The sequence below is a fragment of the Rhodococcus sp. 15-725-2-2b genome (assembly GCF_002259075.1).
In the GTDB taxonomy this organism is placed as follows: Bacteria; Actinomycetota; Actinomycetes; order Mycobacteriales; family Mycobacteriaceae; genus Rhodococcoides.
Genome location: NZ_NPFL01000017.1, coordinates 1 through 17,352, shown reverse-complemented (window position 1 = coordinate 17,352; position 17,352 = coordinate 1). Strand labels below are relative to the sequence as shown.

The following is a 17,352-nucleotide window of genomic DNA, read 5'->3' as shown; positions in this document are numbered from 1 at the left end:
CCGCCCTACTCCACGCCGATGAAGCTCGGAGATTCGGCACCAAGCCTCAGTGCGTGATCGATAGCTGCACGTCCTGCCCCCATCCTGACAGCATTTCGTAGATGCATCCGCATCCCTGGTAGGTATCTGTGCGCTGTCGCTGCGTCCGACGCCATGCTGATGAGTTCTTTCGTGATGTTCGGAACCAACTGTGCCCGGAACGGAAGTCCGCAGTAGGCGATGAATCCTTCGAATGCTTCGGGAGACATTCGGAGCAGGGACTCCAAGAAGCCTGGAATCTCCTCCCGCATGGTCGTCCAGTACTTCGTGCCGCCGATGTGCCTGTCCCACAGCTGTTGTCGATGCTCGTCCAGGGGCGGCCAACCACCCTCGGGGCACGCCGCCGATGCCAGGGCACGAGAACTCTCGAAGAAAGCATGTACTCCGACACTGGATTGCAGCGTGACGATCTCGTGCAGCTGGTCGAATGTCGCTCCCGCCGCAACTGCACGTTCCGCCCATTGCCTGCTTCCGAGGGTGTCGAGGGCCGAGGAGGTGGTGCGTAGTGCGAATTGGATCAGCGCAACCTGGATTTCGGTCAGATCGTCACCGTCGGGAACCTCTTCCAACAGGCGAGCCGCTTGCGTGTCGATCTGTTGCTGACTGACTGTCACGACTCTCCTCATCGGTCGAAAAACGTTGCCGAGCGGAGCTTATCGACACCGTCGACATGTTGGCAACACAGGTGTTGACGGCGCGATACCGGCTGCCTAGTGTGACGAATACGGAAGCGGCGTTTCGACTGGACGCGTCTCGAATCAAGGAGCCACATGCCCGAACATCCAGCAATGCCCGACTACGTCAACATACGGGTCGAACACGATTCACCTGTGTCCTGGATCGTGCTGAACCGACCGGACAAGGCCAATGCACTGTCCAACGAACTGCTCGACGAGTTCTCCGACGCACTTGCGCGGCTGAAACATACGGGCGAACCGGTGATCGCCATCCGGGGAGAGGGTAAAGGCTTCAGCGCCGGATACGACCTTGGACAAGTCGCGCCGACCACGGCCGCGGACCCCGTGGCCGACCGCACCCGATTGCAGAGGAACATCGATCGGTATCTCGCCATCTGGGACCACCCCAAGCCAGTTATCGCAGCAATTCACGGCTACTGCGTCGCCGGAGCAACGCAGCTGGCCACCTTCACCGATATCACCATCGTGACCGAGAACGCGAAAATCGCGGAAGTCACCATTCCGATCGGGGCCGGTTACGTCTCGCCCGTCTGGGCAACTCTCGTCGGACCGAAACGGGCCAAGGAATTTGCGTTCGTTCCGGGCAACAGCATCGATGGACGCACCGCAGTCGAGTGGGGCTGGGCGAATCACGCCGTCCCGGAAAGCGAACTGATAGCACGCGTGGCCTCGCTCGCACGAAGAATCGCTCAAGTGCCGCCCAGCCTGTTGACCATCAAGAAGGTTTCGATCAATCGCGCGATGGAGGCGATGGGAACCCGTAATGCGCTGGGAGCCATAGCCGATGCGGACGCATTGGCCCACATGACCCCGGAGGTGGCAGCACTACGTGCCCGCATCGCCGAAGAAGGCCTGAAGTCGGTGATCGAATCGTTTCGCGTCGCACCGACTTCCGATCTCTCAGCACCGACCCGATCTATTCCTCTCACAGGCAACGGCACCGTTGACGAGCTGTCAACATGACCGTAGACTGACATGAACCATGGATCCGGATCGACACCTGAGAATGGATGGAGCGTCATGACTTCGGTCAACGAAGACAACATTATTGAAGTCGTACAGCGTCTTGTCGACGAAAGGGATATCGAACGAGTTCTTTTCCAGTATGCGTTTCATCTCGACGCAGCCGACCCCCAGTCGATGCTCCCCCTCTTCGTCGAGGACCTGTACGTTGCTTACGGCCCCTCTCATGGTGCCACCGGCGCAGAAAACTACCTCGATGTGCTTTCGAACGACAAAACTGGAATCGCCGCATTCTTCGCAGGCACGAGTCATCACGTCAGCAACATCGTGATCGACTTCGTGAACAAGGACACTGCGAAAGTGCGGTCGGTTCTCTACGCGTGGCACAAGTACTACCGAGATCGTCCGGACGGGATCGTGTACGCCCAGTACCACGACGAATTCACCCGGACCGACGAGGGCTGGAAGATCTCACGTCGCGAACAGAAGACTGCCGGAACCGAGAATTACCACGCGAAGGCCCACGCGCTCGTCCCGACGCCACGCACACAGAAGACGAGCTGACCGTGTCCGACGAACTTCTCTACGAGGTCCGGGACCACGTCGCCTACCTCACCTTGAACCGTCCAAAGGTCCTCAACGCAATCTCGGCCGAAGTCGACGAGCAGTTGGCAAGTAGATGGGACGAGATCGAGGACGACCCCAATATCTGGGCTGCCGTGCTCGGAGCAACCGGCGAACGAGCCTTTTGCGCAGGTGCCGACATCAGCGGCGGTACCGCTGCGAGCCCATCACGGCGTGCGCTCGGAGGCGGCCTTACCGGCGTGGGAGGACCGCTTCGAGTACTGAACAAGCCCCTGATTGCGACGGTCCAAGGCTACGTCCTCGGCGGCGGGTTCGAGCTTGCCATGTGCGCCGACATCATCGTCGCTGCAGACAACACCCAGTTCGGCCTTCCGGAGGTCAAAGCCGGAATAATCGGCGAATCCGGCGTTGTTCATCGAGCAATTCGCCATCTCCCGCATCGCATCGCCATGGCATTGATCTTGACCGGCGACCGTATGGGGGCGCACGACGCCTTGACTCACGGTCTGGTCAACGAAGTGGTCCCGTTCGAGGAACTGGATGCGGCCGGGGTGAGATGGGCGGAGAAGCTCACCACCGCGTCGCCGTTGGCTCAACAGGCGGCCAAACACGCCGTCCTCTCCCGCGCCTCGTACCCGTTGGAAGTGGCACTGTCGACCAAATTCGAACTGATCGAGGCCTACGCCGCATCGTCCGACGTCCTTGAGGGCCGGAAAGCGTTCGAGGAGAAGCGCAAGCCACAGTGGGCAGGGAAATGACGCCATGATCCCCTCGCAAGCACGGCGCGAGCGAGGCCGGTCAACAGTGGCCTCTCGTAGCGGAATTCCTCGAACCTATACTGGCTGAACCATCCGAGAAGCGACGGTCACGAAGGCGAGGCAAGACTGTGGCGAAGTCACCAGTCAGCGGAATTGCAAAACGGCGTAAGAGCGCGCTGACCGAAAATTCGGCCGACTATTCTGCAAAGCGAGCTGGGCTCCTCAGGGTCGCCGCAGAAGTGTTTCGCGAAAAAGGGTATGCCGCCGCATCATTGAACGACGTTGCGGCGGCATACGGCACCGACCGAGCTTCGCTGTACTACTATGTCGGCAGCAAAGAAGAACTGTTCCAGGAATGCATCACGAGCACCGTGGTGACCAACTTGTCACGAGCTGACGAGATCGTGGCCAAGAAGCTACGACCGCGGGAGACGCTGGAAGCTCTCATTGCGATGCTGCTTGCATCTCAGGTGGAGCACTACCCCTACATGTACGTCTATATGCAGGAAGACTGGGGTCGCGTGTCATCGCTCGACTCCAAGTGGGCCCAGGAGATGGTGGACAACACCCACAAGATCGAGAAATATTTCTTGGATGCCATCGCCCTTGGCGTTGCAGACGGGACGTTCCGGCCCGATCTGTCGAACACGTTGATAGCAAACAGTATTTTCGGCATGACCCAGTGGACACATCGGTGGTTCGTGCCCGGCCAGAGCCGCTACTCGGCAGAGGATCTCTCACGCGTGTTCTCGGCGATATTCTTCGACGGAATCATGGCGGAAGGCACAGCCGAGGACTGACGAAGCAGGGAGTGCGCGACAGTCCGTTCACCCGAGGTCAGGTACGTCTGCGGCCGTACCCGAGAAACTCGGCTTCCGTTTTTCCAGGAATGCGGCAACGCCTTCCTTTCCGTCACCCACCGAGGCGTGCCACATCGCCAAACTGTCCCGTCGATGCGCTTCGAGGGGATGCGCCGACCCCGAACCGGAATAGATCAGTCGACGAGACAGTGCAATGGCTGAAGACGAACGCCCGACGACGAACTTTCGGGCCAGCTCGATTGCCGAAGGGAGCAATTCCTCGGGTGGATGCACCGATCTGAGGAGCCGACCCGCCAATGCCTGTTCGGCGTCGAGAATATCCGCCGAGTAAATCCACTCGAGGGCTGTTTGCAGGCCGACAATTCTCGGCAGGAAGTAGGAAGACGTGGCCTCGGGAACAATGCCGAGCCGGCCGAACACGAAGCCGATCTTTGCATCGGTGGACGCCATGCGAATGTCCATCGCAAGAGTCATAGTCGCTCCGATACCGACGGCGGCACCGTTGATCGCAGCAATGACGGGCTTGTCGCAGGAATGGATGGCCAGTGCGACTTTCCCGCCGGTGTCCCGAACCCCGGACTGAAACGGCTCTTCGGTCAGCCGCTCGCGCATATCCGACACCGTTGGACTCAGCGACTCATCCAACCCGAAGACATTTCCTTCTACAGCCAGGTCCATGCCCGCACAGAACGCGCGACCAGCACCGGTCACCACGACCGCGCGCACCGTTGGGTCGATGCGCACCTGCTGGAATGCGCGTTCCAAATCATCGGCCATCGTCACCGAGAATGCATTGAGATATTCAGGTCGAGACAGGGTAAGAATAAGAATACCGACTTCGTCGACAGACCAATCGAGCGTCTGGAATTGCATTGTTCTCCTCAGTTGCCGGTCACCTCATAGAGCCAATTCGGCAGGTGCGCGACATTGTCGATGCATTCATACCCCGTACCTGTCGGCTGATTGCACACCGGCTCTCGCTCGCCGGGCAACGCGAAAATTCCTCCACGGCAGCGACAGTCATCGTCGCACCCCCGCGTACGCCTGTCAACAGTACTGTTGCCGGGAGTCAACAACTCACCCTTGATCACATGCTTGCGCCCGCTTGGCCGATAGCCGGTATCTATAAGTGTGATTCAAGATCGGTAATGGACGCAGGGACCTCAGAGCGAATTACCAGTTGTGCATCGATGTGACACATGCAACACTATCGATGTTGCTGAGTAGGCAATAAGCAGCATTCGATGTGTCCCCCAGACAGCCGTCGCGGCATGCGTTTCTGGACTGTTTCACACGCGGAGACATTCCATGCTCTGCACGGCACCTGCCGTCTCCACCATTTTTTCGTCTCCGGTGTTTCTCTCCGGACCCATTTTACGAAAGAAGCCTCTGTGAAAATCAAATGGATCGCGCCTATCGTCGGCCTACTTCTGTTGACCACCGCGTGCGACTCCCAGGCAGCGTCCCAGGACCGGACCTCGACGCAGGAGTTGACGTCCTTTCAAACGGTCGTCGACGATGCGATGGCACCGGTGACCGACTGGGCAGGCCCGACCGAAACACCGACACCACCGACCGACATCTCGATAGCAGTAGTGGTCTGTTCCGGGTCCGTGTCGGGGTGTGTGCGGCAGGCAGACGGGGTCACACAAGCCGGTGAAGCCCTGGGGTGGACAGTTACTCGATTCGACGGCAAGGGCGATCCGGTCGGACAAAACCAAGCGATGACCCAAGCTATCAATAGTGGCGTAGACGCCATCATCCTCGCCGCGACAGATCCCGTTCCGCTTAGTGGCGCAATCGAACTCGCTGCCTCTCGGGGAATTCCGGTCGGAGCCGCAGGTCTCGGCATTGCCGCAACCGATGGCGTGTTGTTCGACGTCGCTCCGGACTACACGTTGTGGGGTGACCAGCTCGGATCGTGGATTGTGACGGACTCAGGTGGTACGGCGAACTTCTTGCCGACCGTCGACCGAGAGTTTCCGAGTTCACCGGCGATCGCTGATGCGATGGTCTCGGCGGTAGATCGCTGTGACGAGTGCGTAGTCCAAGACACGCAACAGTTTGTCGTGACCGACATCGGGAACGGCCTCGGCCAGCGAATTGCCAGCGCACTGCAGGCAGAGCCGAGCATCGACTACGTCAGCGGAGCATTCGATTCGGCAGCAGCCGACATGGTTCCTGCAATGGGTAACTCGGGCCTGTCCGATCGTGTCACACTCGTGTCTTGCGTCGGCGCACCGCAAAACCTCGAGTTCATTCGCGACGGCAACATCCAGGCCGCCGATGTCGTTCAGGACGACGTCTTCCTCGGTTACGGTGCTGTGGATCAGATGATTCGGGTCCTGTCGGGTCAACCCCTCTGGGAGACACCCGGTGTCACCGACGATCGTTTGCGATACAGCCAGGGCGCGCCCTCTCGCCTTCTGACGATCGACAACGTCAATGAGATCACCGACCAATACTGGGTCGCCGAGAACGGTTACGTCGACCGCTACCTCGAGCTGTGGGGTGTCACGCCGTGACCAGCCCCGTGCGATTGGCCGTACGAAACCTCACTGTCTCCTATGGTCAATACGAGGTAGTGCACGGCATCGATTTCGATGTGGAGCGCGGTTCGATCGTGTCTCTGCTCGGCGCAAATGGATCGGGTAAATCCACTACGGTCAAGGCACTGACCGGCGTCAATCCGCTGCATTCGAAGTCGCAGATCACGTTCAACGACAGCCCGATTCGCGCGAAAGACCTCACACCGGTCGCCGCACGGAAAATCGGTATCAGGGTTGTCCATCAAGAGTCACCACTCATCGCAAACATGACGGTCGCCGAGATGACCGCGCTGCACACGGGGTTTCCCCTGGTCGGCGCAACGTTTGTGCAGAAGAGGACATTGGCGCGGAAGACGGAGGACATACTCCGCGAGTTCGACGTCGCGGTCCATCCGAACACGCTGTGCGCGGACTTGACGGCCGGCGAACGGGCACTGGTTTCACTGGTGATTTCGATGGCCGGAATCTCCCCCGAACGCGCACTATTGGTACTGGACGAAACGACCGCTCCGTTGTCCACTCGCGAGGCAGCGCGGCTGCTCGACCGAGTCAGAGGCGTCGCAGACCGGGGATTGTCAGTATTGATGGTCACCCATCGCCTGCCCGAAGTACGGGAATACAGCGACCGAACAATCGTGCTCCGGGACGGCCGCGTTGTCAGCAACATCGGTGCCGACGAATTCTCAGAGGACGCCGTGATCCACGCGATGGTCGGCGGCGCCGCCCACAGCGCCTCCTCACACAACCACGACCGTAGTCGCGGTCTTACCGATCGTCCCGCACTCGTCGTGGAGAAACTGTCCGGCAACGTCAGCCGCGAGCTGTCCTTGACAGTGGGCGCCGGAGAAATCTTGGGTGTGACGGGGCGATCGGGCGAAGGAGCCTCCGAGCTGTTGCGTCTCATAGGCGGGATCGAGTCCACACAGGCGGGAACAACCAAGATCGACGGCAATTGCGCGCCGATTTCCGGTGCACGGGAAGCCATCAAAGCCGGGATTTTCTACCTTTCTCTCGATCGACTCAACGAGGGCGGGATCGCGTTGATGCCGGTGCACGACAACGTCGTTCTCCCCCGCGTGGAAAGATACGGTGCCAATCGACGCCGAGCGGCGTCCGATGTCGACCGGATGATTCGCGAACTCGACATCCGTCCGGCCGACGCGACCGTTCCGTACGCCAGCCTGAGCGGCGGCAACCAACAAAAGGTGCTCCTCGCCAGGTGGCTCCTTCTGGAGCCACAGATATTGCTTCTCGACGACCCCGCAGTGGGCGTCGATCCGAATACTCGCGAGATCATTTTCGATACCTTGCGAGAACTCGCCGCCCGCGGGACCACCGTCATCATCCGGTCGAGTGAGCCGGAACATCTCGTTCGCCTGTGCGACCGCGTCATCGTTGTCAACGGCGGGCGCATCGTCGAAGAACTCACTGATCTCAATCTGGAGGACATCAGTCGTGCAACCTACGCATAGTGACAACGCCGTGGCGGAGAAATCCGATGGCGCGGCCGTTCACACCCCCGGCTCGTCGTCGTTGCGAACCTGGAGAATCTCGACGCTGTTTCAGAACCACAGCATCTTGGCCCTGATCATCGGACTCACAGTGTTGTTCTCGATCCTTCTTCCCAGGACCTTCCCCACCACTGCCAATCTGCAAGGGCTCGCATTGGGCCAGGCCGTGAGTGCTCTTCTGGCCCTGTCGGTTCTGCTGGTTCTCGTCGTCGGCGAATTCGATCTGTCGGTCGGATACACGTTGGGATTGTCAGCGGTGCTCACGGCAAAGCTGGCAGGTGAGTCCGGACTCCCGGTGCCGTTGACCGTGACGATCGCGTTGCTCGCCGGTGCATTCGTCGGATTGGCTTCCGGATTGCTGGTAGCTCGCTTGCGCGTCGTCTCGCTCATTGCGACGCTGGGCGTCGGGTTGGCTGTCAGCGGAGTCACCGTGGGAGTCAGTGGGGGAATGACACTCTCACAGAACATTCCCTCGGTCTTCCGAACCTTCGTGCAGACCGAGATCCTCGGAGTTGGTTCTGCAGTGTGGATTGTCGCGCTTATCGCACTGGTTATGTACTTAATTCTGACGAAGACACCATTTGGCAGCAAGGTTTACGCGGTTGGCGGTTCCGAGCAGGTTGCTCGCATGGTCGGTATCCGCGTTCGACTCATCAAGTGCGTGATGTTCGGTGCAGCAGGTGCATTGGCAGCCCTCGCCGGAATAATGCAGCTCGGATTGGCAGGCGCGGCGAACCCCAGCTTCGGAGCGAACCTTCTCCTACCTGCCTTCGCTGCAACCTTTCTGGGTGCCACCACCGTTCGTCCCGGATTCTTCAATGTCGCTGGAACGATGCTGGCCGTCGTTCTTCTCGCCGTCGGATTTTCCGGACTGAGCCTGCTCGGGGCGCCGTTCTGGTTCCAACCGGTATTCCAAGGCGCAGCATTGGTAATCGGTGTTGTTCTTTCACAGTCGATTTCGAAGTCCGGACGCAAGTCTCGAGCCAAACAGCCTGCATAGGCGCAGACCGACACAGAACGGGTCCCCACCGGTCGTGCCCGGGAGACCCCTCGCGCAGGTGTAGTCCAGCATCCGGCCCGAACGAAAGAGACCGCTATGAAAGTCGGCACACTCGACATCGTGCCCATCATCGATGGCACCGCACACGAACCGATCGGTAACGCCGTCACCCATCCCGACGGTAAAATCTGGGATTGCGTCGAGCATCCCACCGATGAGAGCGGTCGCATCCGTCTGGACATCGGCTCGTTCCTGATTCGAATCAGAGACCGTGTCGTCCTGATCGACGCCGGCGGTGGAGTTCATTCCGGCGCGGACACCACAACCGGAAGCATGCTCGACAATCTTCGGGACGCTGGAGTCGATCCGTCCGACGTGACGGACGTCTGTTTCACGCACATGCACTGGGATCACATCGGATGGTCGACCGTCAACGGCCGAATCACATTCCCGAACGCGACCTTCCGCTTGCACCAGGACGATTGGACGTACTTCATGACCGGTGCTACCTCGGACCACCGGATACGCGAACTCATCGCACCCATCGAAGATCACGTCGAACCGTTCTCCGTCGAACACGAGATCCTTCCCGGCCTGATTGCCAGGCCGGCACCGGGGCATACACCGGGCAGTACCATCTACATCATTCATGACGGCAAGGAACGTGCCCTTCTCCTCGGCGACACCCTCCACACCGTCGGCGAACTCACCGAGCCCGAATGGATCGGCATGTGGGATGTCGACCCCGTCGCAGCGGGAATCATGCGCAACCGCATCGCCGACGAGCTCGCCGCCACCGGAGACCCATTCGCTCCTGCACATTTTCCTGAACTCGCATTCGGCCGCCTGGCCACCCTCGACGGACTCCGTCGATTCACCTGGGTGCAATGAGCGGCACCGGACTAACGAGTGTCAGAACGGAAGATCGAAGAACTCGTGTCTGAGTGAGCGTGTTGGGTGCGGCCGGAATTACGGCTCGGCAGCAATCTACCCGATTCCTCTGTGAGGTCGCGGGACGTCGAGCTGAAACGGGACCCCACATTTTCTGGTCCTTCGCCGGGAGCTCAACATCAGCCGGTGGCCGGGGTGCCCTGTCAGGGTATTCCACCCAGCATGCCGATCGTCCTACGGTGGAAAGCGAAGCCGGCATCAGCGAGCGGGTTTGTCGTCGCGGGCGCGTTCGCGAACACGAAATGGCAAGTCGGCAGGCTCAACCGTCCGCAGAGCCTCACCAAACGAGGCGATGCGACGGATCACCCTTGACGAGACTTTCGGAGGAACTATGCGTACCGTCCGGTTCGGATCGACGGATACCCAGGTGTCCAACATCGTGGCTGGCATGATGCGGATTGCTGGTAGTACCGATGAGGAGATCCGGCAGCTGTACGGGACAGCTCGCGAGGCAGGGATCGACTTCTTCGACCACGCTGACCTCTATGGGTTCAACCACCCCGGCGGTGGTCCACACCTGTGCGAGCGCCGGTTCGCCGAGGCTTTACAGCTGAGCCCGTCGGAGCGGGAGCAGATCACTGTGCAAACCAAGACCAGCATCGTCGCCGATCCGTGGGGTTACGACCAGTCATACGAGCACATCGTGACCTCGGCGGAGAAATCCCTGAAGGCATTGGGCACCGATTACCTCGACGTGTTGCTGTTGCACCGTCCCGACGCACTGGTTGAGCCAGAGGAGGTTGCCCGTGCGTTCGATCACCTGGAATCCACCGGGAAGGTTCGCGCGTTCGGGGTCTCCAACCACACACCACGGCAAATCGACCTGCTCGAGACTGCGGTCACGCAGCCACTCGTCGCAAACCAGGTGCAGCTGTCTTTGACGCACTCCACCATCATTGCTCAGGGACTGTCTGCGAATATGGCCGGACAACCGGACTCTGTGACCCGCGACGGCGGCGGTATCGTCGACTACTGCCGGATCAAGAAGATCACCCTTCAGGCGTGGTCACCCTTTCAAAAGGGCTTTCAAGATGGCGTGTTCTTCGGCTCCGAGGACTACCTCAAGTTGAACGCCGAACTCGACCGGCTCGCTGAGAAGTACGGTGTCACCCCGATTGCGATCGCGACCGCCTGGATCACCCGACATCCCGCCGGGATCCAGGTCGTCCTTGGAACGACCACGCCGCGACGGGTGTCCGACGCTGCGGCGGGGTCGGACATCGCACTGACTCGCGGAGAGTGGTACGGACTGATTCAGGCTGCCGGCCACAACGTGCCCTGACCACCCCGCGCAAAGCTCGAGGCCGAGCAGCCATCGCTATCTGGGGTCATCTCACTGAAATGCAGCGGGTCGGCCGGTCTACCTTGAAACACGAAAGGTCAATCATGTCAGTAACTTTCGACTTCACCAACAAGAATGTCTTCATCACCGGGGCCGGCAGCGGCATCGGTCGAGCCACAGCGGAAGCCTTTGCGGCCGCGGGTGCCGACGTCGCCGTCAGCGACACTACAGAAAAGCCTCTACAGGAGACCGCTGAGCTCGTCGAAGCGCACGGCCGGCGCGTGCACATCGCCATCTGCGATGTCACCGACAGCAAGAGTGTCGAGGACGCGGTGAAGTCCGCTGTCGACGCTCTGGGTCCAATCGACATCGGGGTGAACAATGCCGGCATCGAGCAGCCACCCAAACCCCTTGCCGAGATCAGCGATGAGGAATGGGACCGTCTCATCGCGGTCGACCTGCGTGGGGTGTTCGTCTCCATGAAGCACGAAATTCTCGCCATGACAGGCCGCGGCGGCTCGATCGTCAACATCTCCTCAGGTGCCGGAGTCATCGGCATCAAAGGCCAGTCCGCCTACGCAGCTGCGAAGCACGGCATCCTCGGTATGACGAAGTCGGCGGCCCTCGACTACGCCGCCCAGAACATCCAGATCAACGCGATCTGCCCCGGAATCATCGAGACTCCGATGATGGGCCGGTTCTCCGGTGACACACCGGAGGGGCGGGCGCGGGTCATCGCCCAAGAGCCGATCGGGCGCATGGGAACCCCCGAAGAGATCGCCTCAGCCGTCCTGTGGTTGTGCTCAGATCTCGGAGGTTTCACAATCGGCCATTCCCTGGTCGTGGACGGTGGCCAGACCATCGGCATCAGCTAGCACCAGAATCCGCCGGACGGCGCAAGTGTGACCTGGTTCGTGGTGTGGCGTGCCGATCACGCACCGAACCCGCAAAATCGTAGGAAGTGAACCCATGAAGAACGTCGTCATCATCGGAGCGAACGGCCGTTCTGCACGAGAGATCATCTCTCGCCTGGCCCAGCAGGAAGACGTTGCCCTCACGCTGTTCCTGCGCCGTCATCATCGACTCGACGGCGTCGCGACGGAGACCATGACGCTGGTCGAAGGTGACGCACACGACCGGGACTCGCTTCGTGCGGCGCTGACGGACCAGGACATCGTGATCGTCGCCCTCGGAGGCGAAGACCTGGACATCACCACGGCCGCAGTGGTGGACGCTGCGGAGGAGGTCGGCGTTCGCCGAATTGTCACAATCAATGCCGGAGGCATCTACGACGAGCTGCCGGAGCCCTTCAACACCTGGGACTACCAACGCGCAGGGGCCACCCGACCCAGGAACCGGCAGTCCGCAGATGTCGTCGAGCAGTCATCGTTGGAATACACCATCCTGCGGCCGGTCTGGCTTACGGACGAGGCGGTGACAGATGTTGAACTCACACGGAAAGGCGAGACCTACAAAGGCACCGAGACCTCGCGCGCGAGCCTCGGAAAGTTCATCGCGGACCTCGTCGCTGACCCCAACTCGTACATCGGTGAGAATTTGGGGATAACGCAGCCGGGCACGGACGGGGACACACCGACGGCTTACCGCTGACCTCGATTGCTGGGCTCCGATCGTCCCAGCGAAGCGGACAGAACGGTGGTCGTTGCGTTCAGGTTCATCGCGCGGATTTCGGGTCGAAAACCCTGAGCAGTCGAGTCACTTCCTTCCCGGACGGACGCACGGGTGCCCTGATGTTGGGTGTATCAGGAGGGCGTCCCATACGTCCCAATTGTCACCTAGTGTCGATCCAGGCCCTGTCGAGATCGACACATGGGTCGCCGACATCGCACTTACGAGCGGGTTCAGCACGAACGGGAGCAACACAATGCCGCACGACAGATTGTTCGGCGCATCAGGTCGGGCAGCCGCCCCAAGCGCGATGAGAAGAAAAGCTGGACACTCCATTCTGGCTGCAGACAGCGAACCATTGGGCACCGCGCAATCGAGACTCAGGACGCTCTCGATCGTTGCAGGAACGGGCACCCGATGAGAACTACGCATCCCGTTGCCCTCTGCGCCACGGCGTCCGTCATCGCCGTCACTCTGTCGTCGTGCGCATCGCAGGCCATCGACGGCGAGACGGTGCCTCCAAGGTCCACAGCGTCGATCGAGGTACCCATGTCGTCGAACTCCGGTGAGGCCTCGGTCGTGACCGATGGCTTGGATGCACCATGGGCGATAGCCATTTTCGAGACCAGCATGCTGGTCAGCGAACGCGACACCGGACAGATCATCGAACTCGGCGCTGACGGCAACCGAACCACTATGGGGACAGTGGATGTGGCCCCTGCGGGCGAAGCCGGGCTTCTGGGGCTCGCGGTCCGCGAGGGTGCCCTCTACACCTATTCGACCGCCGCAGATGGAAATCGCATCGATCGATTCGACGTCCTCGGCGCACCAGGCTCTCTCACCTTGGGTGAACGAACCGCTGTGCTCGACGGCATCCCGGCGGCCAGCTATCACGACGGTGGCCGGTTGGCTTTCGGGCCGGACGGCATGTTGTACGCCACAACTGGGGACGCCGGACAACGCGACCGGGCCCAAGACCTTTCCTCGCTCGCTGGCAAGATCCTGAGAATCACCCCCGAAGGGGCTGTGCCACCGGACAATCCGTTCCCGGACTCATTCGTGTACAGCTATGGTCACCGCAACCCTCAAGGCATTGCATGGGACGCAGATGGCGCAATGTACTCGAGCGAGTTCGGTGCAAACACGTGGGACGAACTGAACCTCATCGAGCCCGGAAGCAACTACGGCTGGCCACTGATCGAGGGCATCGGGAATACCGACGGCTTTGTCGACCCGATCCACCAGTGGGCCACGAGTGAGGCCAGCCCGAGTGGCATCGCTGTCGATGGTTCCACGGTGTTCATTGCGAATCTCAGAGGCGAGCGCCTGACCGAAGTGAACCTCGACGACCCCGACTTGTCCGTCGATCGACTTGTCGGTACATACGGACGCCTGAGAGACGTCACCGTCGCCCCCGACGGGTCCCTGTTGATACTGACCAACAACACCGACGGGCGCGGTGACCGCGAGATCGGTGACGACAGGTTGCTCCGGTGGAGCATCCAATGACGTGAAGGTGCGCATCGGTACGTGAGCATCGGGCTGGCCGGGTGTCGAGAAGTGCCTCGATCCGCAAACTTCGACAAAGGACCAACATGGACAACGACAATCCCCGCGGTCCACTGCGCGGGCCCGACCCACAGATGCCCACTGTTGTGCTTTTCGTCGCTCTGATAGTTGTACTAGGAGTGCTGACCTATCTAGACGCGCGCGGTAGGTGAAACGACCGTTCAGCTCGATATTCCGGACTACGGCGTTGAGTCAAGGCTCATCAGAGGTCCGTGAATGCAATCGATGTCACTGAACGCTTGCGTCGAGATTTATGTCACTCAGGTGCTGGTCGAAGCACGCAGCCGCATAGGCATGTTGGTGAATTTTACCTCCGCCGGCAACCGAGAGACCAACGAGATTGCAACTCACTTTCGGTCAAAACCATTCAGTACGAATAACTTTGACTCTCGCGTTCACGAATTTTCCCGGCGTGCCCGAGCTTCGGATACATCTGAGACAAACTGCGCCGTGCGCCTTCTGCTCGTTTGTCGCAGGTGGGGTTCCCTGTCTGTGCCTTCCAAGGCTATGTCGTAGCAAATACTGTCGAAGACGGAGCAGTTCAGGACGAATCCCGGTTCAGTTGGCAAGTCGGTATTGCCATATAGGGCCGAAATCGATCTCGCCCGCGCCTGTTCCCAACTAGTCATCAATACGACCCCACCCGAGAGAATTCAGCTGTGTCTACTTCCACCATTGAACGAAAGTCCTTGCCCTTCCTCGTCTACATCCTCGCAATGGGTACGTTTCTCATGGGCACGTCGGAATTCGTCGTTGCCGGAATCCTGCCCGATATCGCCTCGGACCTCGCCATCGGCATCTCGGAGGCCGGACTGTTGGTCACTGCGTTCGCGATCGGCATGATCGCCACCCCGTTGATCGCAGTGGCGGCACTCGAGATTCCCGAACGGACGACTCTTCTCCTCGCACTCGCCGTCTACTCCGCCGGACACATCGTCGTTGTACTCACCGATGACCTCTCGCTCGTCCTCGTGGCCCGGTTCGTGACCGCGCTCGCAACGGGTGCGTTCTGGTCTATCGCAGCATCTGTCGCGTCCCGCGTTGCGGGACCGGACGCCAGCGCGCGCGCCATCGGTCTGGTCCTCAGTGGCGGCATTCTCGCGACGGTAATCGGGGTGCCCCTCGGCTCTGTTGTCGGCCAGCTCGTAGGCTGGCGCGGTCCGTTCTGGATCCTCGCGGTACTTGCCGTGCTCGCATCGGTGCCCATTGCCCGCTTCGTTCCTGGTGGTCGTCCGTCGTCTACGGTCATCCCTCTGCGCTCACAACTCGCATCGATCGCCACTGGACGCTTCTGGGTGGTCATGGCAGCGTGCGTTCTGATCTCGACCGCCGTCATGTCGACCTACTCGTTCATCGCCCCCCTACTCACCGAACGCTCCGGCTTGTCCGAGGACCTTCTACCCGTCGGTCTCGCGATCTTCGGTGTCGGTGCCGTCACCGGCACTCTCAACAGCGGCCGCTTCGCAGACCGGGCTCCTTACGCCACCGCTTTGACCGGTGGCATCATCGTCGTGACAGCACTCGGCTTGCTGAGTATCTTCTCGTCGTTCGCGGCACCATCGATCGCCCTTCTCGCAGTTGCAGGAATGGCCGGACTCGGCACGAACCCCGTGCTCATGTCGATTGCCGTCCGATTTGCAGAGGGAGCGCCGACTCTGGCCACCTCACTGTGCACGTCGATGTTCAACCTCGGCACCGCCGTCGGCACATGGGTGACATCTCAGGCGATCAGTGGATACGGACCCGCCGCGATCCCCGTCGCGGGTGCGCTGTTCGCGATACTGCTCCTGGTTCCTCTGGCCACGCTCGTAGTCATGGACAGGGCACGTCGGAGCGACGTTGGCGCGTCGGCACCCAAGCAGTCTGTCGCCGACCACGACGTGGCGGTGTGCTGACCGATCGGGTCATGAACGCATCGCGGTGCGGCGGTAGTTCGGACCCGTAAGCACACCGGCGACGATCCAGGGGGATGGCCTTACCCATCGGTCGAGTGGCACGAGATTCAGCACGGAAGACTTTGGGGCTGAGCACTGCAAGGCACTGGTCTTCATCACAGCGGCGTCTTGCTTCGCCACTCTTTCAAAAGTGTGAGTCCACCTGCCACCACGATCCAGACAGTGAGTATCGACCAGCCCACCCAGTGGTGCTCACCGCCGAAATAACTGACGTCGCTGATCGAACCGATTGCAGCCCCGGGCGGGAGTGCCTGACCGAAAACCCGTGCGAGGTCCGGCAGCAAGTCGAGGCCGACAGTTGCGCCACTGGTGGAGTTCCCGACCGTGATCAGCAGCACCGTCGCGATCGGGACTCCGACCGCCCCGAACCACGCACCCAGCGCCGTCGTGGCCAATGCCGTCGCCGCCGACAGCAGCGCAAGCGTGATGGCCAACGACACACTGTGACCGGGTATTGCCCCCAGGACCGGGCCGGCCAGGACTGCCGCCATCACCCCGACCAACGCCGCAAAAGCGGTGACCGTGAGGAGTCGATGGTGCAGGTGCAGCCGAGCAGCCGTCAAGATCAACATCTGCGCGAGAACGAACGACGCCAGAGTCACACCGAAGGCCACGTAGAACCCGGCAATTCCCCGACTGTCGTACCTGACGAGTGGGATGACGTCTTCGGTGACGACCTGCATTCCGGTTGCCCTGCCGTATACGCCCACCAACTGTTCCACAGCACCGACCGTCGAAGGACCATTCGCACCGGCCACATCGAGATCGATTGCTGTCGGTGACGCCGACGAGACCATCGCGACAACATCGCCCCTATCGAGAAGGGCTGTACCGCTTGCTATATCGGGAACCGACTGCACGCTCACCGCACTGCCGAGAGCCTCCGCCAGCCCATCAGCGAGCTCGGTCCCCACGACCGCGATCGGTATGTCGTGTGGCACTGGTTCGCGTTGCAGACCTACGTACATACCGATGAATGCCACGGCGATGAGGCTGGCGATGATCAGCGGCTGCAACCAGGCACGAACGGGCGGGCGGGCGG

At 60.7% G+C, this 17,352-nt stretch carries 16 protein-coding genes; 13 read left to right on the top strand and 3 right to left on the bottom strand.

Features of this window, described 5'->3' with window-relative positions:
- Nucleotides 1-5: 5 nt before the first annotated feature.
- The gene (locus tag CH306_RS18215) at nt 6-653 is read right to left on the bottom strand and encodes a carboxymuconolactone decarboxylase family protein (RefSeq protein ID WP_094623349.1); all 648 of its coding nucleotides are present in this window, start codon (nt 651-653) and stop codon (nt 6-8) included.
- Nucleotides 654-809: 156 nt separating this feature from the next.
- Here CH306_RS18215 and CH306_RS18210 point away from each other — a divergent pair, with 156 nt between their 5' ends.
- The 4 genes from CH306_RS18210 to CH306_RS18195 all read left to right on the top strand — a co-directional run bounded on the left by CH306_RS18210 (nt 810) and on the right by CH306_RS18195 (nt 3,843).
- Entirely contained in the window at nt 810-1,700 is an 891-nt protein-coding gene (locus CH306_RS18210; RefSeq protein ID WP_254924336.1) for an enoyl-CoA hydratase-related protein, read from the top strand.
- A 57-nt stretch (nt 1,701-1,757) separates the two neighbouring features.
- Entirely contained in the window at nt 1,758-2,264 is a 507-nt protein-coding gene (locus tag CH306_RS18205) for a nuclear transport factor 2 family protein (protein WP_094623351.1), read from the top strand.
- A gap of 2 nt (nt 2,265-2,266) precedes the next feature.
- A complete protein-coding gene (locus CH306_RS18200) occupies nt 2,267-3,043 on the top strand; it encodes an enoyl-CoA hydratase-related protein (protein WP_094623352.1) in 777 nt (258 codons plus the stop codon).
- Nucleotides 3,044-3,171: 128 nt separating this feature from the next.
- Nucleotides 3,172-3,843, top strand: a complete 672-nt coding sequence (locus CH306_RS18195) for a TetR/AcrR family transcriptional regulator (RefSeq protein ID WP_176459258.1) — start codon at nt 3,172-3,174, stop codon at nt 3,841-3,843.
- A gap of 27 nt (nt 3,844-3,870) precedes the next feature.
- Here CH306_RS18195 and CH306_RS18190 read toward each other — a convergent pair whose 3' ends face one another.
- On the bottom strand, nt 3,871-4,737 hold the full coding sequence (locus tag CH306_RS18190; RefSeq protein WP_094623354.1) for a crotonase/enoyl-CoA hydratase family protein: 867 nt from the start codon (nt 4,735-4,737) through the stop codon (nt 3,871-3,873).
- 518 nt (nt 4,738-5,255) lie between these two features.
- On the opposite strand from CH306_RS18190, the gene CH306_RS18185 reads away from it, so the two are divergent.
- The 9 genes from CH306_RS18185 to CH306_RS18145 all read left to right on the top strand — a co-directional run bounded on the left by CH306_RS18185 (nt 5,256) and on the right by CH306_RS18145 (nt 16,250).
- Nucleotides 5,256-6,389, top strand: coding sequence for a sugar ABC transporter substrate-binding protein (locus tag CH306_RS18185; RefSeq protein WP_176459259.1), 1,134 nt, complete (start codon nt 5,256-5,258; stop codon nt 6,387-6,389).
- Nucleotides 6,386-7,885 (top strand): ATP-binding cassette domain-containing protein, encoded by a 1,500-nt coding sequence (locus CH306_RS18180; protein WP_141214729.1) that lies wholly within the window; start codon nt 6,386-6,388, stop codon nt 7,883-7,885. Before CH306_RS18185 ends, CH306_RS18180 begins: the two co-directional genes overlap by 4 nt.
- Entirely contained in the window at nt 7,869-8,924 is a 1,056-nt protein-coding gene (locus tag CH306_RS18175; RefSeq protein WP_176459260.1) for an ABC transporter permease, read from the top strand. The genes CH306_RS18180 and CH306_RS18175 overlap by 17 nt, the downstream gene beginning before the upstream one ends.
- Before the next feature lie 96 nt (nt 8,925-9,020).
- Nucleotides 9,021-9,815 (top strand): MBL fold metallo-hydrolase, encoded by a 795-nt coding sequence (locus CH306_RS18170; RefSeq protein ID WP_094623358.1) that lies wholly within the window; start codon nt 9,021-9,023, stop codon nt 9,813-9,815.
- Between the two features lie 391 nt (nt 9,816-10,206).
- Entirely contained in the window at nt 10,207-11,157 is a 951-nt protein-coding gene (locus CH306_RS18165) for an aldo/keto reductase (protein ID WP_094631425.1), read from the top strand.
- A 104-nt stretch (nt 11,158-11,261) separates the two neighbouring features.
- On the top strand, nt 11,262-12,032 hold the full coding sequence (locus CH306_RS18160) for an SDR family NAD(P)-dependent oxidoreductase (protein WP_094631426.1): 771 nt from the start codon (nt 11,262-11,264) through the stop codon (nt 12,030-12,032).
- A 49-nt stretch (nt 12,033-12,081) separates the two neighbouring features.
- Nucleotides 12,082-12,768 (top strand): NAD(P)H-binding protein, encoded by a 687-nt coding sequence (locus tag CH306_RS18155; protein WP_254924338.1) that lies wholly within the window; start codon nt 12,082-12,084, stop codon nt 12,766-12,768.
- A 435-nt stretch (nt 12,769-13,203) separates the two neighbouring features.
- Entirely contained in the window at nt 13,204-14,295 is a 1,092-nt protein-coding gene (locus CH306_RS18150) for a PQQ-dependent sugar dehydrogenase (RefSeq protein WP_094631428.1), read from the top strand.
- 719 nt (nt 14,296-15,014) lie between these two features.
- A complete protein-coding gene (locus tag CH306_RS18145) occupies nt 15,015-16,250 on the top strand; it encodes an MFS transporter (RefSeq protein ID WP_254924339.1) in 1,236 nt (411 codons plus the stop codon).
- A gap of 155 nt (nt 16,251-16,405) precedes the next feature.
- Here CH306_RS18145 and CH306_RS29140 read toward each other — a convergent pair.
- Nucleotides 16,406-17,352: hypothetical protein (locus tag CH306_RS29140; protein WP_179278601.1), on the bottom strand; the 947-nt coding region annotated here is incomplete at its 5' end.